General features: G+C 34.4%; 17 protein-coding genes. 2 read left to right on the top strand and 15 right to left on the bottom strand.

Annotated elements, in window-relative coordinates:
- Positions 1-28: 28 nt before the first annotated feature.
- The gene (locus QYS47_RS05800; RefSeq protein WP_302103859.1) at positions 29-1300 is read right to left on the bottom strand and encodes a c-type cytochrome; all 1272 of its coding nucleotides are present in this window, start codon (positions 1298-1300) and stop codon (positions 29-31) included.
- A gap of 561 nt (positions 1301-1861) precedes the next feature.
- Between QYS47_RS05800 and QYS47_RS05795 the strand changes: the two genes are divergently transcribed.
- The gene (locus QYS47_RS05795; RefSeq protein ID WP_322348016.1) at positions 1862-2812 is read left to right on the top strand and encodes an aldo/keto reductase; all 951 of its coding nucleotides are present in this window, start codon (positions 1862-1864) and stop codon (positions 2810-2812) included.
- Positions 2813-2881: 69 nt separating this feature from the next.
- Here the strand turns inward: QYS47_RS05795 and QYS47_RS05790 are convergent, their stop codons facing one another.
- The 14 genes from QYS47_RS05790 to QYS47_RS05725 all read right to left on the bottom strand — a co-directional run bounded on the left by QYS47_RS05790 (position 2882) and on the right by QYS47_RS05725 (position 22704).
- Positions 2882-4372, bottom strand: coding sequence for a S10 family peptidase (locus QYS47_RS05790; protein ID WP_407660359.1), 1491 nt, complete (start codon positions 4370-4372; stop codon positions 2882-2884).
- 138 nt (positions 4373-4510) lie between these two features.
- Complete coding sequence (locus tag QYS47_RS05785; RefSeq protein WP_322348015.1) at positions 4511-5131, bottom strand: 3'-5' exonuclease; 621 nt, start codon at positions 5129-5131, stop codon at positions 4511-4513.
- Position 5132: 1 nt separating this feature from the next.
- Complete coding sequence (locus QYS47_RS05780; RefSeq protein WP_322348014.1) at positions 5133-7043, bottom strand: DUF294 nucleotidyltransferase-like domain-containing protein; 1911 nt, start codon at positions 7041-7043, stop codon at positions 5133-5135.
- Between the two features lie 75 nt (positions 7044-7118).
- Positions 7119-9026, bottom strand: coding sequence for an acetate--CoA ligase (acs, locus tag QYS47_RS05775; RefSeq protein WP_308357391.1), 1908 nt, complete (start codon positions 9024-9026; stop codon positions 7119-7121).
- Between the two features lie 59 nt (positions 9027-9085).
- Positions 9086-10981: an acetate--CoA ligase gene (locus QYS47_RS05770; protein ID WP_322348013.1), complete on the bottom strand. Its 1896-nt coding sequence runs from the start codon at positions 10979-10981 to the stop codon at positions 9086-9088.
- Positions 10982-11038: 57 nt separating this feature from the next.
- Positions 11039-11401: a response regulator transcription factor gene (locus tag QYS47_RS05765; protein ID WP_322348012.1), complete on the bottom strand. Its 363-nt coding sequence runs from the start codon at positions 11399-11401 to the stop codon at positions 11039-11041.
- A gap of 9 nt (positions 11402-11410) precedes the next feature.
- A complete protein-coding gene (locus QYS47_RS05760; RefSeq protein ID WP_322348416.1) occupies positions 11411-14155 on the bottom strand; it encodes a sensor histidine kinase in 2745 nt (914 codons plus the stop codon).
- A 276-nt stretch (positions 14156-14431) separates the two neighbouring features.
- Positions 14432-16126, bottom strand: a complete 1695-nt coding sequence (locus QYS47_RS05755; protein ID WP_308357394.1) for a sodium:solute symporter family protein — start codon at positions 16124-16126, stop codon at positions 14432-14434.
- A gap of 27 nt (positions 16127-16153) precedes the next feature.
- Positions 16154-16417, bottom strand: coding sequence for a DUF4212 domain-containing protein (locus QYS47_RS05750; protein WP_302103851.1), 264 nt, complete (start codon positions 16415-16417; stop codon positions 16154-16156).
- An 11-nt stretch (positions 16418-16428) separates the two neighbouring features.
- Positions 16429-17781 carry a porin gene (locus QYS47_RS05745; protein ID WP_308357395.1) on the bottom strand — a complete coding sequence of 451 codons (1353 nt, stop codon included), beginning with the start codon at positions 17779-17781 and terminating at the stop codon, positions 16429-16431.
- 110 nt (positions 17782-17891) lie between these two features.
- On the bottom strand, positions 17892-18311 hold the full coding sequence (locus tag QYS47_RS05740) for a transposase-like zinc-binding domain-containing protein (protein ID WP_322348011.1): 420 nt from the start codon (positions 18309-18311) through the stop codon (positions 17892-17894).
- Between the two features lie 303 nt (positions 18312-18614).
- A complete protein-coding gene (locus QYS47_RS05735) occupies positions 18615-19025 on the bottom strand; it encodes a hypothetical protein (RefSeq protein WP_322348010.1) in 411 nt (136 codons plus the stop codon).
- A 57-nt stretch (positions 19026-19082) separates the two neighbouring features.
- Complete coding sequence (locus tag QYS47_RS05730) at positions 19083-21488, bottom strand: TonB-dependent receptor (protein ID WP_322348009.1); 2406 nt, start codon at positions 21486-21488, stop codon at positions 19083-19085.
- A 346-nt stretch (positions 21489-21834) separates the two neighbouring features.
- A complete protein-coding gene (locus tag QYS47_RS05725) occupies positions 21835-22704 on the bottom strand; it encodes a DUF808 domain-containing protein (RefSeq protein ID WP_322348008.1) in 870 nt (289 codons plus the stop codon).
- Positions 22705-22846: 142 nt separating this feature from the next.
- Between QYS47_RS05725 and QYS47_RS05720 the strand changes: the two genes are divergently transcribed.
- The gene (locus QYS47_RS05720; RefSeq protein ID WP_322348007.1) at positions 22847-24136 is read left to right on the top strand and encodes a hypothetical protein; all 1290 of its coding nucleotides are present in this window, start codon (positions 22847-22849) and stop codon (positions 24134-24136) included.
- Positions 24137-24163 lie beyond the last annotated feature (27 nt).

Here is a 24163-nt window from a genome sequence, read left to right as displayed (position 1 = left end):
ATTAATGAAGTCGATTAAATTCTTTTAATTAATAATGACACTTAGAACACTCTAAACCACCTATGTCAACAACTTTTAAGTCGCCACCATCATGAGCTTTTACTAAGTCATCGTAATATGCATTTCCCTTAGCATTTACTTTAGTTTCTCTGTGACAGTTTATACACCATCCCATTGTTAATGTATTCCATTGCTTTACAACAGCCATTTCCTCAATAGGGCCATGACAAGTTTGACACTCAATTTCACCCACATTAACGTGTTGAGAGTGATTAAAATAAGCTAAATCTGGAAGATTGTGAACTCTTACCCACTCTATAGGCTTCACATTATCACCATACTCTCCAGTTTCAGGATTATAATCAATTGCTTTATAAATTTTAGCAATTTCTTTTGATTCAGTTTTAATAGCTGAGTGACAGTTCATACAGATATTCGCTGAAGGAATATTGGCACTCTTACTAATCATAACACCGGTATGGCAATATTGGCATTCGATTTCGTACTGTCCAGCATGGATTTCGTGAGAGAATGCAATTGGTTGTGTTGGTTGATAACCTTGTTGTACACCAACTGTATATAAACCATCAATTACTGTTTTGGCAACAATTGCTGTGAATATAAATATAACAAAGAACAAGAAACCATTGCTTCTTACTAATTGATTGAAATTAACTTTTTGATTTACATACTCCTTATCTCTATCATCAATATCTTCCTTCTGATTGATGAAACGAGTTAGTACTGTAACAATAAGTACTAAGACGATGAGAATCAGTACTAAAACAATTACAAAACCAACAATAATAATGGTTAAGTATTCTGAAGGAATGCCTCCCCCACCTGCAGTTGCAGCTTCACCATCAGCAGTAGCTGCATCAGCAGTTGCTGCTTGTGGTGGATTATCAGTTTGATATTTGATATAACCTAAGATGTTCTTAATTTCTTCATCTGCGAAGTAAGAAAAACTAGGCATTACTGTTTTACCGTATTCATTGTAAAGGTTAACAGCGTATTCATCACCGCTCTGAATTACTTTCTGAGAATTCTTGATAAAACCAATTAACCAAGGAATATCTCTTCTTTCGTAAACATTTTTAAGCGCAGGACCAACCATTTTATTTTGGACCTGGTGACAAACAGCACAATTACCATTGAATAATTCTTCACCATTTGCAATAGCTTCTTCACTTGTAGGTAATTCATCTGCCTGCGAAAAAGCATGATTTGGCAATGATAAGAAACTCACTAGTAGGAATGCTATAAAAGATAAGCGAGTAATATACGTTTTCAAGGACATATTTATTTGTTCATTTAGCATCTGGGAACACCAATTATTAATTGGCTACAAATCTACTGCCCAAAGCCATTATTTCAAATACATTTACTACACAAATTTAGCCTTTTATTATACAGAATTAAAAATAAGGGGTTAAATAACTGATAAACAGTATTTTAAAAGTTTTTGCAGGTTGCTTTATCAGCTAATTTAGAAAAATTATAAATAACGATACTGTTGAACTTTTTCCCACGATTAAGCTCATTAAATTAGACGCTCCATGTAACTAAAAGCTAAAAAATTAGAGTAAAATAATAATGCTGTAGAAGATGCGAAAATCCAATCAATATCAATTAATTCATTTAAAATACTGAATACTAAATTCTTACCCTATACATGTATATACATTAAAAACAAATGAAAATACGTTTAAGCTTTCTTAAAATTCCCTAAACAAGACTAAGATTCATGTAATAAATACGATTTAATACAAAATATCAATCTCTTATTAAATGAGATTATTTTCAACATTCACGCTGTGAATCAGTATATAAATTGTAGTAAACAAAACGAATCACTTTTATGAAAATATTAACTTTTAGAAATGGAGACATATTACCTGCTTTAGGACTTGGGACTTGGAAGTCTGAGCCAGGTGAAGTTTACAATGCCGTATTAGAAGCTATAAAAGCAGGCTATAGACATATTGATTGTGCATATATATATGGAAATGAAAAAGAAATAGGAGACGCTTTGAAAGAAGCATTTGATCAGGGCTTATGCACAAGAGATGAAATTTTTATCACTTCAAAATTATGGAATAATGCGCATTTACCTGAAGATGTAGAGGCTGGATTACAGCAAACTTTAAAAGACCTTCAATTAGACTATCTGGATTTATATTTAATGCACTGGCCTATTGCTCAAAAACCTGAATCTCAATTTCCAAAAAGTGGTGATGACTTCTTAAGTGCTGAGGTTGCCCCTATCGAAAAAACTTGGACTGCCATGGAAAAGCTTGTAGAAAAAGGTTTAAGCAAACATATTGGAGTAGCCAACTTCAATATCAAAAATTTAGAAAGAATAAATAAAAATGCTTCTATAAAGGTAGAAATGAATCAGGTTGAACTCCATCCTCATTTGGTGCAGGAGGATTTAGTGAGTTATTGCCAAGAGCATGATATATTAGTTACTGCTTATTCCCCATTAGGTTCAAAAGATAGAGCTAGTCAAATGAAAAAGGATGATGAGCCTAACTTATTTGAATTAGAAGCAGTTAAAGAAATTGCTGGAAAATATGAAAAAACGCCTGCGCAGATCTTGATTGCATTTGCTCTAAATAGAGGAATATCAGTTATTCCAAAATCAACCAATGCGGGTAGAATTAAGCAAAACCTGGAAGCAGCTGAAATTAATTTAACAGAAGATGAAGTGAACAAAATCAGCCTGACAGATACCAACTACCGATTCGTAGATGGTAGCTTCTGGACTCAAGAAGGATCTCCATATACTATGGAATATTTGTGGGGTTAATTTAATTAGATATAAATAATAATATGGTATTTAAAAGCCGATGAAGATTTCATCGGCTTTTTTATTAAGTCAATACTTAGCCGATTTTCCCATTGGCAAGGTATTTTTAATAAATTCTCTTAAATCATCATTCGCAGTTTCTAAATCAGCTTTACGCAAATACATCATGTGTCCACTTCTGTAGCCTTTAAAGCTCATTCGATCTTTCATTTTGCCACTTGGGTCAATCTGCCACATGGTATATTTCGAGTTGAAATAGGTAGTTGCGCCATCGTAATAACCCGTTTGGAACATCACATTTAAATATGGATTTTCAGCCATGGCTTTTCTTAGATTATCACGAGTATTATTATTTTCAAAATCCCAAGGATAAACGGACCCAAACATATTGTATTTAATATCCGTCTTGAATTTTAATTCTTCTCTGATGTAGGAATTGATTGCGGGTGTGAAGGAATGTAGCCAAGAAGTGAGCTCAGCACTATAATCAGGAGAAACACCTGCTTCTGTTTTATCTATTCCTAAATAACGTGAATCTAAGCGACCAATTGTATAGCCCTTTTCATCACGCAATAACTCTTTCCAGAAAAAGCTAGTAGGTACATCCAAATTGTGTTGCAATATCGATTCTTCTGATAGGCCTGAATAATAAGACATCTTTTCCGCTATGGTTTCCTTTTCTTTTTGAGAAAGAAATCCTCCTTTTGCTAGAGCTGGCATTAAGCTATTGATAGCAAAATCTTCTGATTCTGGTAAAATTTCCAATAGGTCTTTCGATTGAAGAGCTTCTGGTAATACCCCATGGTGCCAAGCTGCAGCGGTAAAATATGGGAAGTTCACTACCGATGAAACCGGACTGTCTGAATTGATGGCTTTATAATCTGCTGGAGAAACCAAGATAACCCCGTTTAAATACATCCATTGTTGCTCTTGAAGAGCTAAAGCTAAACCCGATACACGCGTACCGCCATAACTCTCTCCTATTAAATACTTAGGGGAAGTCCATCTTTCATGACGGCTTACAAAAGTGTTTAGCCATTCTGCCAGGTATTTAATATCAGCATTTACTCCAAAAAATTTATCTCTGTTTACCTCTTTACCCGTTTCCGGAATGGTACGAGAATAGCCAGTATTTGCAGGATTAACAAAAACAATATCCGCCACATCTAAAATAGAATGTGGGTTTTCATGAAAGCCATAAGGCTGAACAGGATAACCTTCTGCATCGATATTTAATATTTTAGGACCAGTATAGGCCACATGCATCCATACTGAAGCAGAACCCGGACCACCATTAAAAGAAATCAAAAGCGGTCGGTTTTTATCTTGCACATCTGTTCTTTTATAATAAGTATAAAATAGTGTAGCGTCTGGCTCGCCCTTTTCATTCCAAACGGGCTGAGTTCCTGTTGTTGCGCTGTAGGAAACTTTTTGACCTTCAATAGTAGTAGTATGATTTGTCACTACCATTGTATCAACTGCAATTTTTCGATTTTGAGCAGCTACTGTAATTCCCATCAGCAGCAGACTCATTAATGCTATAGATTTGATATAATTCATATTTTATCTGATTGTGTTTTTTACTATAACCTAAAGCTAAATGAAAGGATTAAATATCAACAGCCAAAATACCATCAGAAGTGATATGAAAGGATTAGTGGTTTAAATACGACTATATGAATAATATATTCATTGAACTTATATAAGCTTTTGAAAAAGTAAGGCAGTTGAGTAGGCATCTCCCAAAGCAGTATGACGATCTAAGGGATCAATATTGTATCTTTTAAGCAAGGCATCAAGCGAATAATTTTCAGCATTAAATTGAATTGAAGGATTATTACTTTGATCCTTTTTAATGGCTAAATCTACTGTGTCAATTACTTTATTCACTAATCTAACCCCAGGGAAATTCTCTGTCAAATACCGATTGATTAAACTTATATCGTGTTTCGCATGATGTGCCACTAAAATTGAATTCCCTATAAATTTTAAAAAGCTAAGAAGTGCTGCTTTAATTTCAACCCGGTTCTCTTTTCCAGAAGTCATAATCTCGTGAATATGTATATTTCCTTTCACTCCTGATTTCCCGGTTTCAAGAAAACAATTGAAAGTTTCATTAACATAAATGCGATTGTTTATCATTTTTACTGCTCCGATAGAAAGCAATTGTGCGGAGGACACAGATAGTGAAGAAGACTCCGTATCGAAAATCACATAGCCTGCTTCATGCGAATCGTCCAATTTATTTAAGTTGAAATAATTAAGGATTTCTTCTGGGTATTCTGTTTTCGCTTTATTTTTCCAAAAACTAATTTTCATTTTATGAAAAATAATTTAGTTGGAATCTCAATTCAATCATTTGTTGTAAATCATAAATAGGTTCAAAGGAATTCCTTAAAAGCTGTCGATCAAACTTTGTAATTTCTTTTATTGAAATAAACCTTCCTGAATCTTGATTTCTCATCCCTTCAATAGCTCTAAACTGGGAAAGAAATTCATAAGCCTGAGCCGCTTGCATGTATAGTTCTTTCCTGGAATTATCATTCTCTGCCAAAAAAAGATATCTCTCTATCGTATTTTTAGTGTTCACATTTCCTGCTTCAAGACATAAAACACGAGCAATATCCGTAAGGGGCATCATAGCTCTTGCCTTTAAATCAAATTCTTTCTCATGTTTACCTGATCTTTCTACAATCAAATTTTTAAAGAAACTTAAGGGAGCAGGATTTTTTGTAGCATTTTTAGCTAAGAAATTTAAAAAAATCTTATTGCTCCTAATTTCTTTTTGTAAAAATTGATCCAGTTCCTTTGTCAATTTCTGCTCACCATATATATACCGATAGTCAAAGAAAATGGTCGACATCAATAAGGCTTCTTTTTCAGGTGAGTGGATCCAGCCACTAAAGCGATTTTTCCATTCTGAAAGCGTAAGGCACCAATTAGGATTTCCTGCCATCATATCCGCAGGGCAATAGTCGAAACCTGCCTCAAAAAGGATTTTATTGACTTTTCTTCCTAATTGAGTGAAATATTCACGTGTATAATTAATTGCTGCAGCGTCTACATTCTCAAAAATAATAGCATTGTCTTGATCCGTCCTTAAAAGCTGTTCTTCTCGACCTTCACTACCTAATGAAATGAAAGCGAAAGCTACTTTGGGTTTGTAATATTTTTCAGATTCCATATCCAAAATAGCAAGCTGAATAGCTCGCTTAATTAAGGAATCATTGATAGTAGTGATAAGCTGTGATACAACTGAGGTTTTAATATTCTGTTCTAAATAGTATTGAAGAAACTGATCTACCTTATTTCTATGGTAGCATAATTGTTCAACATTCTCAGATGATTCTAAACTGTAAATAATGGCAAAGGGATTGGAACGTAATTGAGAAAAAAGCGTCTCTTGACTGAAAATCCCTATTACCTTTTCCTTTTCAGTGATAATTAGGTGCTTAATATTATACTTCATCATGCTGATAATATATTCAGCTAGCGGGAGTCCCTTTTCTTTCGTTACTAAATCTGTTGACATGATTTTAGATACTGATTCCTGAACAGATAAAGCAGTACTTACTACCTTTACTCTCAAATCAGTGTCTGTAATAATACCCACAGCTCTTTGTTTCTCATCTGTTATTACAGCACAATTTGCAGAATGAGTAGTCATTTTCTGACTGGCAGATTGAATACTAGAACTACAATTGATCAAAATAAGTGACTCTTTGAATTCATTCAAAGGCTTTTGCCAGCTCAACAAGTCTGATCCAGTATTTCGATAATTGTGGGAAGAAATAATATGTTGAGGGGCTCCTTTTTGACCGGAGGCTAAACCTGCTGCAAAAAATAAGCTTACTTGATTATTAGCATCTACTAATGGCTTAAAAATAGAAAGGGGAAATGCATAAACTAATGACTCCTCCTCGCAGTATGCTTCAAAAACATAAGGATTACCCGTAAGCATGGCGCGAACACCAAAGAGTTCTCCCTCATCACATATGTCAACAAGTTTTTTTTCTTGCCCATCAGTTTCACGAAGTAAAACCTGACCTTCCTTTAAAAAAAATATAAAAGGTTGGGCTTTCTCTTTTTGTTTAAATACGGTTTCTCCAGATTTAAAATATAGTACCTCAGCCTCTTCACTCAATTTATTAAGCTCTTCTTTTTCAAGCTTATCAAAAGGAGGAAAACGCACAATTAAGTCTGCTATTTTTGAGGATATTATATTAACCATCAGTTTTGTACTACTATTATTATGATAATCAAAAGGCTGTTTCTTTACTCAAAACAGCCTTTTGACTATCACATATCACTTTGCTCCTTCAATTATGGATTCTACCACTTCCGGATTCAATAATGTAGAAGTATCTCCTAAATTACTGGTATCTCCTTCTGCAATTTTTCTCAATATTCTTCTCATAATCTTTCCAGATCTTGTTTTAGGTAAACCTTGCGTAAACTGCATTTTATCCAATTTAGCGATAGGTCCTATCTGGTCGGTGATAAGCTGATTAATTTCCTTCCTTAAATTATCTTGATTTCTACTTTCACCTGTATCTTTCAGCGTGATGTAACCATATAGTGCATTCCCTTTTATTTCATGAGGGAAGCCAACAATTGCACTTTCAGCCACTGCTGGATGCTCATTTATTGTATCTTCAATTGGTGCAGTACCTAAATTATGCCCCGATACAATAATGACATCATCTACTCGTCCTGTTATTCTATAATAACCTACTTCATCTCTTAGGGCACCATCTCCGGTAAAGTATTTATTTTCATAAGCTGAAAAATAAGTGTCTTTGTATCGCTGATGATTTCCCCAAATCGTTCTTGCCATACTTGGCCATGGAAACTTAATGCATAAATTACCATTGACCTGATTTCCTATTAATTCATTGCCATCAGCATCCATTAAAGCCGGTTGAATTCCAATGAAAGGCAAAGTAGCATAAGTCGGTTTTGTAGGCGTACAAAATGCTAAAGGTGTAATCATAATTCCTCCAGTTTCTGTCTGCCACCAAGTATCTACTATTGGTGCTTTCTTTTTACCTACATTATCATCATACCAGTGCCATGCTTCCTCATTAATTGGTTCACCAACTGTACCCAATACTTTTAAAGAAGAAAGATCATGCTTCTCTAAATGACTCACACCCTCTTTCGCTAAAGCTCTAATTGCAGTTGGAGCGGTGTAAAACTGATTTACCTTATGTTTTTCCACGATTTCCCAGAATCGACTAAAATTTGGATAATTAGGAACTCCTTCAAACATCACTGTGGTGGCACCATTACAAAGCGGTCCATAAACAATATAACTGTGTCCTGTAATCCAACCGATATCGGCTGTACACCAATAAACGTCTGGTTCTCTATATTGGAAAACATTTTTAAAAGTGTAGGCGGAATAAACCATGTAACCAGCAGTGGAATGAACCATCCCTTTAGGAGTTCCTGTCGAACCAGAGGTATACAAAATAAATAGCGGATCTTCTGCATCCATTATTTCTGGCTCGCAATCAGTGGATGCCTCCTCTAATAAAGGTTGAAGCCATTTGTCACGGTTTTCAACCATATTAATCTCAGTATTTATTCTTTTAGCTACAAGTACCGTTTCTACACCTGAACAACTTTTCAAAGCTTCATCAACGATGCTTTTTAGATCAAGCGTTTTAGCCCCTCTGTAGGAACCATCACTTGTGATGACCATTTTACAATCACAATCGTTAATTCGAGCTGCAAGTGCAGAAGATGAAAAGCCTGCAAAAACAACGGAATGTATTGCCCCAATTCTAGCGCAAGCTAATACTGCGATTGCTAACTCAGGTATCATCGGAAGATAAATACAAACTCGATCGCCCTTTTTAATATTATTCTGTTTTAACACATTAGCGAACTTACATACTCTTTTATGCAATTCTTTGTAGCTAATATGCAAAGCCTCCTCATCCGGATTATTAGGTTCAAATATGATAGCTGTTTTATCCCCTCTAGTAAACAGATGGCGATCTATACAATTTTCAGTTATATTTAGCTTAGCTCCTTCAAACCATTTCACTTCTGGCTTAGAAAAATCCCAGCTTAACACATTATCCCATTTTTTACGCCACATAAAGTGTTCTTCGGCAATTTCTTCCCAAAATGCGCTGGGGTTTCGAACTGATTTTCTATATACCTGATAATATTCTTCAAGATGTTTTATGTGGTAATTACTCATAATTGTTTATTTAATTTTGAATAGTATTCTTTTAATCATTTTAACTAAAATGGTATTTCTTATTTAAAAATCCCAATACCCTCTTTTTCATATACCGTTTTCACTTCATCTATAATCTGTATATCGTCTATAGTGGATGGAACATTATATTGCTTTTCATCTGCTATACTTCGAAGCAACTTCCTAAGAATCTTACCACTTCTTGTTTTTGGCAATCGTTGCACTATAAGCACATCCCTGAATGAAGCTACTGCTCCTATCTCATGTCTGACTTTAGCGATAATTTCATTCTTTATTTTTTCTTCTTCAAGTTTATTTTCAGTTTTCAGAACCACCAAGCCTAATGGTTTTTGCCCCTTCAATTCACAGTTAATGCCAAATACAGCGCATTCTGCTACAGATGTATGGGAAGAAACAATTTCCTCCATCTCGGCAGTTGACAATCTGTGACCTGCCACATTGATGATATCATCTACTCGTCCTGTTATAAAGATGTAACCATCCTCATCTTTATAACCTCCATCACCAGAAAAATAATAGCCTGGAAAACGTTCTAAATAACCAGATTTGAAACGCTGAGGATTAGCCCAAAGACTCGTTAAAGTACCAGGGGGTAATGGAAGCTTAACCGCAACATATCCCTCGGTATCATCATTAACCTCCTCTCCGGCTTCATTTAAAATTCTAATATCATAACCGCAAACCGCAAAAGATGCTGAACCTGGCTTCACTTTCTTCAACTCTAATCCTGCCATATTCGCTATCATGGGCCAGCCACTCTCAGTTTGCCACCAATGATCGATTACTGGTACTTTTAAGTGCTCTTTAGTCCAGTTTAAAGTTGCTAGATCACATCGTTCCCCCGCCAAGAATTGATACTTTAAAGAATCCATATCGTATTTTTTGATGAATTCACCATTCGGATCTTCTTTTTTAATCGCTCTAATGGCCGTTGGGGCTGTAAACATCACATTTACCTTATGTTCACTAATTACACGCCAAAAAGTCGAAGCATCAGGAGTTTTAATGGGTTTGCCTTCAAATAGAACTGTCGTATTTCTATTTAATAAAGGCCCGTATACAATAAAACTATGTCCCACTACCCAACCCACATCACTTGCAGCCCAAAATACCTCTCCCTCATCAACTCCATAAACATATTTCATTGAAAATTTCAAAGCGGTTGCATAACCACCTGTATCTCTAATTATCCCTTTGGGAGTTCCCGTAGTACCTGAAGTGTATAAAATGTATGAAGGATGAGTAGAGTGCAAAGGAATTGCTTCTACTGAAGGAGCACTATCAACAAGATTTTGATAGTCTACATCATAACTTTTAGGTGATTCAATCTCAGTGTCATTCCGATTAAAGACTATGACATGCTCTGGTTTATCTTGAACACTTTCAATCGCTTCATCAACAAAAGGTTTGTAAGGAATTATCTTATCAATTTCTATTCCATTTGAGGCAGTTATAATGGCTTTGGCTTTGCAATCAGTTATTCTTATCGCCAACTCATGAGGAGCAAAACCACCAAATACAACAGAATGAATAACGCCTATTCTTACGCAAGCTAGCATAGCATAGATTGCTTGCGGTATCATCGGCATGTAAATTATGCAAGTATCTCCCTTTTGTAAGCCTAACTTTTGTAAACCACCTGCGAGCTTTGAAACTTCATGATGCAACTGATTGAAAGTGATATGCTCTTTGCTTTGTGTGACAGGAGAATCATAAATGAGTGCTACAGTATCGCCAAATCCATCTTCAATATGTTTATCAATACATAAATAACTCAAATTGAGTTTACCATCCTGATACCATTGTGCATAATCGTATTCATCTTTGCTCATGATTACCTCCGGAAAAGAATGCCAATCTAACTGTTTAGCCTGTTTTCTCCAGAAATCTTGCGGTCTCTCGATACTTTCCTTATAAAAATCTTCGTACTTCATAATTCAATTTTTTGGGCAATGTATGCCGTCTTTTCATTGGCATTTAAGGTTCACAAATTAGGCAACCAATTCATTTACCTTTTTAACTAATTCTTTTGTTGAAAAGGGTTTTTTCAAATATAAATCAGCACCTAGATCAAGGCCTTTTTTTATATCTTCCTCTTTTGCTTTTGCTGTAAGGAATATAACTTTAATGTGCTGTAGTTCTTCTTTGCTTTTGATAAATTCACACACTTCGTAACCATCTACTTCTGGCATCATGATATCAAGAATTAAAGCGTCAGGTAATTCTTGATTGACTATCCCTATGGCCTCTCTTCCATTTCGAGCGATAAAGATTTTATGACCTTCTTTTTTCATTAGAAACTCCAATGACATCAAGATACTTGGCTCATCATCTACAATTAATATCTTTTTCATTAATTTTAATTAATTCTCATTTATGCTTTCCATTACTTTGGCAGGCAGGGTAAAGATAAATTTAGAGCCTTGCTCACCATCACTCTCTACCCAAATGTCGCCTTGATGATATTCTATTATTTTTTTACAAATACTTAATCCTAAGCCACTTCCTTTCGGTTTTTTACGCGTTTGATCTGGAGCCTGATAAAAAACATCGAAAATTGACTCCTTGATCTCATCCGGTATTCCTTGACCATTATCAATCACTTCAACAATAAAGTTACTTTCCACCTTCTTACTATTGATCAGAATTTCACCTTCAGTTTGATCACAAAATTTAATTGCATTTGAAATAAGGTTAAGTAAAACCTGTATCAATCGATCTTTATTGACGTAAACAAATTCACTTGATTGTTCTAAGTTTATCCTGAGGGTAATTTCTTTCTGATCTATCAGAGTTTGGACAGTGCTAACAGCCTCTTGAATGACTTCATTTAGCGTTAAATATTCTAAATGAAAATTCTGTTTTCCAGTATTGAATTTTTCAATATCTAAAACCTGAGAAATGAGCCTATCCATTCTTTCCGTTTCTTTTATGATCGTCTCTAAAAACTCTTGCTTTTCGTTCACCGAAATATCATCATTATCATATAGTATTTCAGAAAATGCTCTTATTGAAGTAATAGGCGTCCTCATTTCATGTGTTATAGTGCTAATGAATTCATCTTTAATATGGTCCATCTTCAATAACTTTTCATTGGTATTAAAAAGCTTTCGACTTACCCTTTCCAAAGCTTCTGATTTTTCTTTTAGTTGCTTATTTACAATAACGATTTGCTGTGTTTCTCTTAATATTTCCAATACTTCTTTAGTTGAAATCTCCTCTTCCTTTAATGTAGAACTCAATAAAAGACGAGCAGAAGAAGAGCCTATTAAACCTGCTAAAGTACGCTCTACTGATCCTACCAATTTGGCATCTGCAAGATTATCGGGGTCAAGCTGAAGGCTTTGTCTTAATTCATATTCTTTTAAAATCTTATCCGCCTGACGGTATCCTATAAATTTGATCAATAAATCCTTAATATCTTTCACATAAGCTGTACCCTTCCAAACCATGGTGTTTTCAAATTCCTTGGCATATGAAAAAACATCTACAAAAACTTCTGCATGATTTCGCTCTTTTGAACTTTGAGTAAAACGTAAAGACATAAATATATAAAGTGCAGTATTGATGAATAGACTCCAGAAAAGGGCGGCAGGTATTTTACTCATCGGTAACCCAAAAGCTTGAGCATCGGACAAAGGGATTATATTAAATAGTCTTTCATTTTGAACTATGAAATCAAAGATACCTGTCTGATCAAGGGTGGGTAACACTAGAAAAAAAAACCAGACTATGAAACCCGCTACTAAACCACTAATAGCGCCTTTTTTATTTCCTTCTTTCCAGAATACGCCTCCAATAATTGAGGGAGCAAATTGAGCTACCGCTACGAAAGAAATCAAACCTACCGAAACGATGGAAAAGCGGACACTAATCAAGCTATAATATCCATAGCTTAATAATAAAACCAATAATATAGAGGCTCGCCTTACATTTAATAATCCCCGACCAATATTATTCTTGAAAAGGCGTATAAAACGACTATTTCCTACCAAATAAGGAAATATCAAGTTATTACTGATCATGATGCTAAGCGCAATAGTCGATACAATCACCATACTTGTTCCAGCAGCAAAACCTCCCAGATAAACCAATATGGCTAGAAATTCATGAGATAGTAGTATTGGAATAGCTAAAACATAGGTGTCCGCTAAGACGGCTTCTTGACCTGAAAATAAAATTTTACCAGCAAATGCTATAGGAATAACAAAGATATTAATCACTAGCATATATAGCGGAAATAGCCAAATAGCTTTATCGAGATGCTTTTCGTTTGTATTTTCTTTAATAGAAACATGAAATTGTCGAGGTAAAAACATGAAAGCCATCATCGATAGCATGTTCAACCAAAACCATTCGGAATACCCTCCACTAAAATCCAGGGTTGTTAGCTTTTTTAAGGAGGAATCTTCTGCAGCCACAGAAAAAATATCTGCAAAGCCATCGAATACAAAAAAAGTTATAAAGAATCCTATGATAAGGAAAGCTACCAGCTTCAATAAGGATTCAAAAGCAATAGCAGTCACCATACCCTCCTGTTTTACAGTAGCATCAATATTTCTCGTACCGAAAACTATCGTAAAAAATGCAAGTACTATGGTGATGTAGAAAGTATAATCATTGAAAATAAAGGAGGAGATACCAGCCGAGTTGCTTACAAGGCTAGAATCATATAACATTTGAAAACTTGAAGAAATAGCCTTTAACTGTATAGAAATATAGGGTATGATACCTAAAACACAAAAAATAGCGACTAGACTCCCTAATGATACAGATTTACCATAACGTGTAGAAATAAGATCTGCTATGGTAGTAATTTTGTAAATTTTACTAATCCTAATAATTTTTTTGAAGATAAACCACCATATAGGTGCCAGCAAAGTTGGACCGATATAGGTAGCCAAAAAATTCAATCCTGATTCAGCCGCATTTCCTACGGAACCATAATACGTCCAGGCAGTACAATATACTGCTAAACTAAGGGCATATATATAGGGATTTTTTAATAGACTTTTTCCTGCTTTGGCACGGTATTCCCCAAAGTAGGCTACTAAAAATAGTAAAATAAGGTAGCCAATTGACACTAATATGATCACCCAATTATTCATCACGATTTATTACCTTTTGAACGTTTCCTCATTAGTAGATATACCGCCAAAATAAAAATGACCCAAGCCGAAAATACATAAAGGTATAAAATAGGGATACCCAGGAAACTCTCTAAACTATTAAATACAGATATAAATGGAAAATTGAACAGTATAATAAAAAGTACACTGATAAAAGCTAATCTTTTTGATGTATCCCTAAGTGTCATATTTCACTTCAAATAAATTTACTAAAGAGCATTGCGGTTTTGCAATGCTCTTCAGTAAACAGATAAATTAGTGCATGCCTGATGCTTCGCCCGCACCCCTAGGGAAACGGATATTATCTACAATATCCATCACATGTTGTGGTGGAGGAGGCGTCATAGCACTCACTGCAAAAGATACAATAAAATTGATTAACATTCCTACAGTACCAAAACCTTCTGGTGAGATTCCAAACCAAAGATCATCTGCAGTTGTCTCTCCGAAAGCGTTAAACTTAAAGGTGATCATGTAGAATAAAGTAATAGTTAATCCTGACACCATACCGGCAATAGCTCCGTATTTATTCATTCTTTGATAGAAAATACCTAATATAATAGCCGGGAAAAATGAAGCTGCTGCCAATCCAAAAGCTAAGGCAACCACGGCCGCTACAAAACCAGGAGGATTTATACCGAAATAACCGGCCACTACTACTGCTACAATTGCTGCGCCTCTAGCGATCCATAATTCTGCTTTATCAGAAATATCTGGAGCTATTTGTTTCTTAACCAAATCATGAGAAACAGAGGTTGAAATCACTAAGAGTAAACCTGCAGCAGTTGAAAGAGCAGCTGCTAACCCCCCTGCAGCCATAAGGCCTACAACCCAATTCGGTAATTGAGCGATTTCTGGATTAGCTAATACCATAATATCTTTATCAATCGTTAATTCATTCTTTTTCTCATCAGCTACATATTGAATAACACCATCGTCATTTTTATCTTCAAAAATCAAAAGCTTTGTTTGCTCCCAATTGCTGAACCATTCAGGCATCAATGAGTATTCCTTATTACTTACAGTTTGAATTAAGTTTGTTCTGGCAAAAGCAGCAACTGCAGGAGCTGAAGTATAAAGAATAGCAATAAAAACTAAAGCGTAACCAGCAGAAATACGAGCATCTCTCACTCTAGGTACTGTGAAGAAACGAACAATAACATGAGGTAAGCCCGAGGTACCTACCATTAATGCTGCGGTAATAAAGAATATATCTACCATAGATTTTGACCCACTTGTGTACTCTGCAAAACCTAGCTCAGCGTGTAATCCATTTAGCTTATCCAGTAAATAAGTTTCACTACCGGTCATTTTAGAACCAAAACCAAGCATTGGGATAGGATTGCCAGTTAATTGAATAGAAATAAAAATAGCCGGTACCATAAACGCAAATATCAAAATAACATATTGCGCCACTTGAGTATAGGTAATCCCCTTCATACCGCCCAATACTGCATAAAAGAATACAATGGCCATTCCAATGTACACACCGGTATTAATATCTACTTCAAGATAACGGCTAAAAACCACTCCTACACCTCTCATTTGACCCGCAACATAAGTAAATGATATAAAAAGCGCACATATAACTGCCACAGTTCTGGCAGTATTAGAGTAGTATCTGTCTCCGATAAAATCAGGAACCGTGAACTTACCAAACTTCCTGAGATATGGTGCTAACAATAAGGCTAATAAAACATAACCCCCTGTCCAGCCCATTAAAAAAACAGCTCCATCATATCCTGCAAAGGAAATGAGACCTGCCATTGAAATAAATGAGGCTGCTGACATCCAATCTGCCGCAGTTGCCATACCGTTTGCTAATGGAGAAACTCCTCCACCAGCTACGTAAAACTCTTTCGTTGACCCCGCCTTAGTCCAGAGTGCAATTCCAATGTAGATGGCGAAAGTCACACCTACCAGTAAGTATATCCAAATTTGTTGATCCATTTTAATTAAATTTTATAGGTGTAAATTTTACTTTTCGTCCACATCAAATTCCTTATCCAATTTATTCATCAAGCGAACATAGACGAATATCAGGATCACAAAAACATAAATTGAACCCTGTTGGGCAAACCAAAATCCGAGTGGAAATCCTCCGATCTTAATATGGTTTAGTTGATCGACTAATAGAATCCCACAGCCGTAGGATACCGTAAACCAAACGACCAGAAGTATCAGTAAATACCGAAGATTTCGCTTCCAGTAGGCTTTCATACTTGCTTTGTTATCTTTCATAATATTAGGTTTTATAAAAATATGTGTAGTTGTAATCTTAATTGTTGTACTCCATTCGGATTACCATCAGCATCCAATCCTCCTTCAAGTGGATTATTTGAAATGGTATGATACTCAAGAGTGATCTTAGCATTATGTCCATTTACAAAATAATTCACCCCAGCATCAAAAGCGTTTAGATTATCATTATAAGCTTGATAATTTCCAGATTGAAAAGCAACATAAGGCATCAACTTGGCTTTCCTGATAAAATAGCCTAGTTGACCATATATATTCGTACCAGTACCTGCCCATCTGGACATATAGTTTTCACCATAGTTAAAATTAATAATGGAGGCATAGGCGTTAATTGCATTTCCACCTGAGCCTATTGGAGCATCATAGAAAACATCTGCAGCCAAGTGAGTAACATTAGAATGCTCTAAACTGACAGTATTAAACATTCCTTTTGGATGAGCAAAAAAACCTAAACCAACACCCAAAACCTGTTTACTACCCATATAGGTACCCACTTGATATGGTAATTTGGTGGATTCTTTATCAAGAAAATTATATCGGAAATAGCCTTCAATAATAGTATTCCCAACAGGATTCCCATCCGTATCAGGTGCAACACTTCCTTGATAAACTAAATCGCTGTCATTACCTCCATTTGTTGAATTAATAAGATCGGAACCCAAACCTAAAGCATTTGCAGGGTTAAGTGGATTATTTGCTGCTATACGATAATCAAAATTCCCGATCTGCCCTTTAGCATAGAACCCCATATGTCTGGCGAATTGGTCGGTTATTCCTAGTGAATGCCATTGCACAAATGGACGTGTATTGTCCATTGTCATAAAATTTAAGGTACTTTGATTAGCAAGACGCGTAAGCCCTTTCCAATAATGAAGCCCTGCACCAATGAATAAGGCCTCGGAATTATCGAAAAGTTTAAATTCCGTCCACGCATCATGTAAAAACAACTGAGGGCCATCCCCATTGTTACCTAAAGCACTCATATTAGCAGTGCTAAGATTGTTTAAACCGAAATGGGTTAAAATGAGAAACCTAGGTGATATTTGAGCAAAAGCAAGTACCCTTGATCTTCTTATACTGGTGCTGGCTCTTAATGGAGCATCTTCAATGGCTAAATTAGATGTTTGCAACCATTGCTGGTGCCAAAGAATAAAGCGGACATATTTGGCGCCATCCTCAGTCAGCTTTACGGTTAATGATTTGTAGGAATGATCTACTTCTTGCTGAGTCAGCTCATCCCACTTTTTTTCTTTCTTAAGCTCTTTACTGGTTGTGTCTGACTGAAAACCATAAGAGGAAGAGCAAACCCCAATAATTGTTACTAAAAAGAGTAGTAGTTTTTTCATGATTGATTTTTTTAAGTATACACCTTTATATGCAGATGAACTACCCTCCAAAAATCAATGATCAATAGCTAAATTATTTCATAATATATATACCTATGTTAAGGATATAGTTAGTCTCTAAATCTTTCCCAGCGAATGAGCATGTATTTATCACCAAGTGAACTAATCATAAGCCCTGCCTCTGATAGATTTCTACCTTCGGCAACATAATCACATAACTCTTTATGCGACAATACTTTATAGGTTGGATGATATTCTAATTTTTCAGGAGATTTAATATTATATTTTTTTACCCAATTTCTAACAGAAACATGACTTACCCCTAAAACTCTTTCTATTTCACGCATGGAAATTCCTTCCACATATAGCTGTAAAGCTTTAACCACATAATAGGAATCAATTTCTTTCCCTACTTTGTTAACAGTAAAATTATAATTGCAGACTTTACACTTAAATCGCTGCCTGTTCTTTATAATACCACTTTTTACGATATCTTCACTCTGGCATTTAGGACAAATTGTTAGTTTCATTTGAATTGTAGATGTTAATATTGTACAGGTATATATCAATTTAGCATATATATATCAATTTAACAATATTTTAATTCAATAAACTAGTTAATAATAGAATTATATTTTAATTTTTTAGCTATAAACCATATTTAAAAGCACTTTAAAGAGGCCAATCGGAAATCAAACAACAATAGAGTTGAGTTGCACTACTGAATTTTTTTAGCCTTAATTGTTTTAAAGATTAGTTATAAAAAAGGAACCAATTGAAATTCAATGTTTCAATACAAAGTGAAAAGATTTAAAAACGTGTAGGTTTATGCACTATGCCTTTTGAAGTTGTTGTTTTCGATTAATAATCTCATCCAAAACCACATATAAAATGGTATTAAATAAAATAAAGACAATCAAACTCCAGAAGCCGGTAAATTTACTAAGCCAAGTAGAAGCCCCATAACTATGAGCAATCAAACAAAACAATAAAAAAGTCTTACTCAGTTTTCTAGGCAGGTAATATCCCAATACGCCAATCAAAACTATCCAGAATGCTGAAATAATAAAAAGACCTGAAACATGTTGTGACATAAACCAAGCTCCTATCGGGTTACCTTCTGTTGCTTTACTTAGGTCACCCTTCCAATAATCAGGATTCTGAAAAAAGGTAGTGATAAAAATATCAAATATACTGGCCCACAAGGCAGGAATAAGCATTAACAGTTTTTGGTTCTTGGTCATAGAGGTTGATTTGAAAAAGGTGAAATTGTTTTAAAATCCTAACATAAGAAATAACTTCTATTTCACCTCAATATAGCTTTCTTCGAAAAAGGGTTGCCCATTTGTTAGCATTCCCTCTATTCTTACAATGTAAGTTCCTTTTTGATCAGAGGTAAAAAAAGACTCAGTGGCTATATTGTTTTCGAAAGTAATATCAGGATTCCAATAGAGTGTTGTTCTATAATCAGGAATCGTATTTTCTTCCTTATCAAGATCATAATTGGGACTATAAAACTCTTTTGCTTTATGGTAACCAGGGTGAATGAAGGAAGATAATCCTGTCGATTTTACTTCTGGATTTTGGTATCTTAAATCACCTATTTTTGTATAAATAGCAATTACCCCTAAGGCCCCTCTAGTACCATAAATTGCAGCATCGGGCCCCTTTAAAACGTCAATAAGTAAAACCTCTTCAATGGGTAAATATCTTACAAAGTCTTGAGATACCCTAACACCATCAATGAAAAAAGTGGGGGTGGCATTACGATTAAGACTAACAACTCCCCGTATAGTGACGGTCTCAAATGGAAAACTTCCTATTACTCGAACTCCAGGTACAAAACGCAAAAGATCAAATACATTCTGATACCCCACTATACCCATTGAATCTAAAACGATTCTATTACTAGGCTCCCCATATAATGTTGTAATATTATAATCAGGTTCATTTAATTTATTTGCCTTAACAAGAACTTCATTTAACTCAACTGATTTATTATCAAGAAAATATGCCTCTGAAATTTGGTTTAGTTTACGCACTTTTTCAATGTAATCTTCCTTAATCTCATAATCAACATCAAAAACATCCCTTATTTGTGGTCTGGGTGAATAAGTTAACTTTACTTTGGCACTTTTATACTTTTTAACTTTTTCATTCTTTTTCTTGTAAACTTGAAAAAATATCCAAGTGCTATCCATTAACTTTAAATCTGTAACCTGAAAACTTCCAGTTTCATTGTTTACGAACAATGTATCATTAATCATTCCAATAGAAGGAATAGTGACTCCAAGTAAGAATTCATTGATTGTTTTATCATTATAATAATCAGCAACTTTTCCTCTAAGTTTAAGTCCCTTTTCAGGTAAGAATTGTATTTGATTTTCTTTATCTCTTAAAAGAGAAGTCCAATTAAAACGTGACCATCCGTGGGTTAACATCAAAAGATCAAGTGCATTATAAGCTTTTTCCGAACCAGTAAAATAGTAGTCAGGAAATTCAATGTTTCCTTTTAAATCTGAACTTAATAATAAGTAATTTCTAATATTTTTATTGTACACATCATATGATGATTCCGATAGAGGGTTAATAGTAATAGATGCAGACCTGACTGTATCCTTCTCTCTTGAAAAAATATTCAAATCTACCTTGGATCTCGTTTCATATGACTTTCGATCGTAAGTCAATTCTATTTGAGGTTTACTATGGTTAGGACTTGGGAAAATCAGTCGCTCACTGAGAGGTATCCTATTTTTATCAAAAAACGTTATATGGATGACTCCATTACCCAAGGAGCTTTTCTTCAACCTTACGGCCATTTCAGACTTATGATCACTATTTTCACTTAATAGAATTTGCCCTCTTCTATGAATGACTAGCGTACCATCTTCAATGTCAACATTCTTAGCTTGAACTGTTATGTGTAATAAATCTGAATTTTTAGAATGTATAACTTTTACAGCTGCTCCTTCCTTTTTAACTGTCGGAAGAAAAAAAGTATCTTTTTCGATCACTGCTAAATACCGGTCTTCAATATCGGGATCAATAAAAAAATTCCCATATCCCAGTGCATTCGACTTAAAAGTGGTAATTTTCCGTCCTTTTTCATTAAGCACAACCCCCTTTAGTTCTGAATTTGAAAATTTAGAATTTGTAATTTTAAAGGCTACCCTTGTTGCTATTCCTTCTATTAGGTCACCTCCTTCAGGAAAAAAACTAGCCTCTATACCTTTTTCGTTGTACGCTACTTTGCTATTTTTTTTTAAATCATCACTTTTTATGGGGTTAATGAGTGAAAAATCAAACCTGTAAAAAAAATCTGGTTGTTGATTTCTCATCCATTCTGTATATGCCCTAATTCTATACCTACCAGGGTTTAAATCAGTTGAAAACTTAAAGCTCCCCTGTGCTGCACCATTTAAAATAAATAGAGCCAGAGAGTCAATAATTTCGCTTTCGGAATTGATGAGTTCGACATATAAAGTATTACTAACTTGAGTAGGTAGGTGATTTATGGCATCAGTAATATATGCTTTAAACCATAAATCGTCTCCAGCCGCATATTGAGGCTTGTCACAATGAAGATAAACTTTTTCCGGACTTTCCCTTATTACATAACGACCTAGTGCTTCCCTATAAACTGTTTGAGCTTGAACTGTTACTATACATAGCAGCGTTACAAGAATTATTATACAGCTTTTTTTCATGGTCCTTTGAATTAATGTATTGATAGTAATAAGTCTATTAGAATAAAACGCTTTAAGAAGCTATTATTTTTAAAAATCTGCATCCATTCATTCTATGAAATAGGTAACTACCTTTTGTCTTATGAAATACTTTAAAGGTTTTAGTTTGACTCTTTAATTCAAAAATAAAACTAAAAAATTAATTCTAATTCGGAAGAATAAATTTGTAAACACCCTTCTATTTGAAATTATTCAGATGAATAAACAATTAAAAAAAGTAATAACCTTCATAAGAAATAGTAAGACATAAGTTTTATTACAATATTTTCAAGTATTATTTAATTATATACTTATTAAAACTACTTAACTACCACCACACTTTCAATAACTTGAAAAATTTAAAACATAGTAATGCAATTACCCCCACAATCAAGCCAACTATTAACTCACCGAGAATGGAAGGTAATTTATGAAACAGATCATGTAAATAATGGATATTATGTAGGAAAAGCCCGCCACCCACTAACAGCATTGCAAAAGTCCCTAAAACTGTAAGTGCTCTAATCACCATGGGTAAGCTTTTTACTAAAGCTTTTCCTAAAACGGATAAAAAACTCTTCTCTCCTTTACTTCTAGCTATTAATTTATAGCCCAAATCATCCATTCGTACCAATAAACCGACTATGCCATAAACTCCCACAGTTGCTAATACAGCCACTATGGTAACCACAATAATTTGCATAAGAAGTTCTTCCTCAGCCACATTATCTAATGCAATGACGATGATCTCTATAGATAGAATAAAGTCAACTAAAATTGCTGCTTTTATCTTCTCTTTTTCCATTGCAAGGACTTCTTCTTTTGAAATTTTACTATTTAAATCATGTTGTTTTTTCTCCTTCTTATGAAAGAAATAGGCATAAATCTTCTCAACCCCTTCAAAAGATAAATACACCCCTCCTATTAAAAGAATAGGCGTAATTACCATTGGTAAAAAGGCACTTAAAAGGAAAGCGATTGGTAATATTATTAATTTATTGAGAAAGGAACCCTTGGTGATCTCCCAAAGAATTGGCAATTCTCTTGCTGCAACAAATCCAGATGCCTTTTCGGCATTTACTGCCAGGTCATCTGCCAATAATCCTGCTGTTCTTTCTGTGGTACTTTTGCTCATGGTAGCCACATCATCCATAAGCGTTGCGATATCATCAAAAAGAGCGAAAAATCCTGAAGCCATAAAAATGTAAGTTTAGATTACAAAACTAGAGTAATAAAATGGAATTATAAAAATGAGCATATAATTATCTAAAGCACTGTTTTTTCCTATGGATACATAATAGTGAAATTTTGATATACTAATATTTTATTTAAATTTAACTATGCAAAAAAAGAACTCTCAACCAAAACCAAAATGGCTTCTAAAACTTCAGTTAAACAGCTGGGAGCCTGAAATTTTGCTCTCCGGAATAGTCTTGTATGGAATGTTTCAAGTCCCCCTTCTATTAGATCAATTTTTACTGTTTTTCTCCAGTGAAGTATATAACGACATGAATGCAATGTTTACATTAGTTGCAATTTTAAAAATTGGTGTTTTTTGGCTGATTGGAGGGCTTATTTTACACCTTATCACAAGAGGATTATGGGTAGGAATGGTGGGCTTAAGCTATACATTTCCAAATGGAATTAAGCCCGATAAATTAAAGTTTCAACCGAAATATTTAGCCAAAGTAAATGATGTGCCCGCATTTGATCAAATTGTACTGAACTTAGAAAGAATATGCAGCTTTATTTATAGCATTGCCTTCCTTCTATTTATGAGTTTGGTAGGAACATATATTTATGCAACAGTATTGGTTATAATACCTATGGTGACTATCATTAGCCTATCGGATAATGAACTGATAACAAATAACTTAATTCAATCACTCGAATTATATGGAAATATAGTGCTATCGATTGGAATAATAGGAGTAATTGATTTTCTAACAATGGGGTATTTTAGAAGGTTTAAACTCTTTGCAAAATTATTTTGGCCATTTTACAAAATTTTTAACTTTTTAACTTTATCAAGCTTCTATCGCCCCACCTACTTTGCAGTCATCTCCAATTTTAAAAAAGCTTATGTTTTCATATTTCTTCTATTTTTTATTATCACAAGTTTCATAGGTATTTCTTCCGTACATCAAAACAATCCTGAGGAAGTATTTTCAAGACTAGAAATTTGGAATAACAACAAAGGAAATAGAGCATTAGAAGGTTTTTACCAAGACAAGAATAGCTCAAACCCATCAGGAATTATTCAGATACCTTCAGATATAATAAATGGAAATATATTGAGAGTTTTTATTCCCTTGTCCATTAGTATGGAAGATTCAATAAAAAAATTTATAAAATACGATTCAGTAATGAGTTCAAAAAAAGAAAATTTTAATAAAGGACGGTATTTCTTAAAAGGCCTTAGTAACTTCTACAAATTAAGTATCGATGACTCTATATTCAATACAAAAAGCTATTTTCAATATAATAACTCCACAAATAGAAAAGGAATTATCACGTATTTAAATGTTGGGTATTTAAAAGAAGGTCTTTATGAACTAGAGATGCGAGGACCAAAAGAGATGTATAAAAATAGTTTTGCCATTGTTCCATTTTATAAAACTAATTACTAAAAAACACTCTAATCTTAACTTAAAAAT

Origin of the sequence: Marivirga arenosa, assembly GCF_030503875.2 — a bacterium.
Taxonomy (GTDB): Bacteria; Bacteroidota; Bacteroidia; order Cytophagales; family Cyclobacteriaceae; genus Marivirga; species Marivirga arenosa.
The sequence above is the reverse complement of the archived record's forward strand: the minus strand, read 5'-3'. Positions and strand labels throughout refer to the sequence as shown.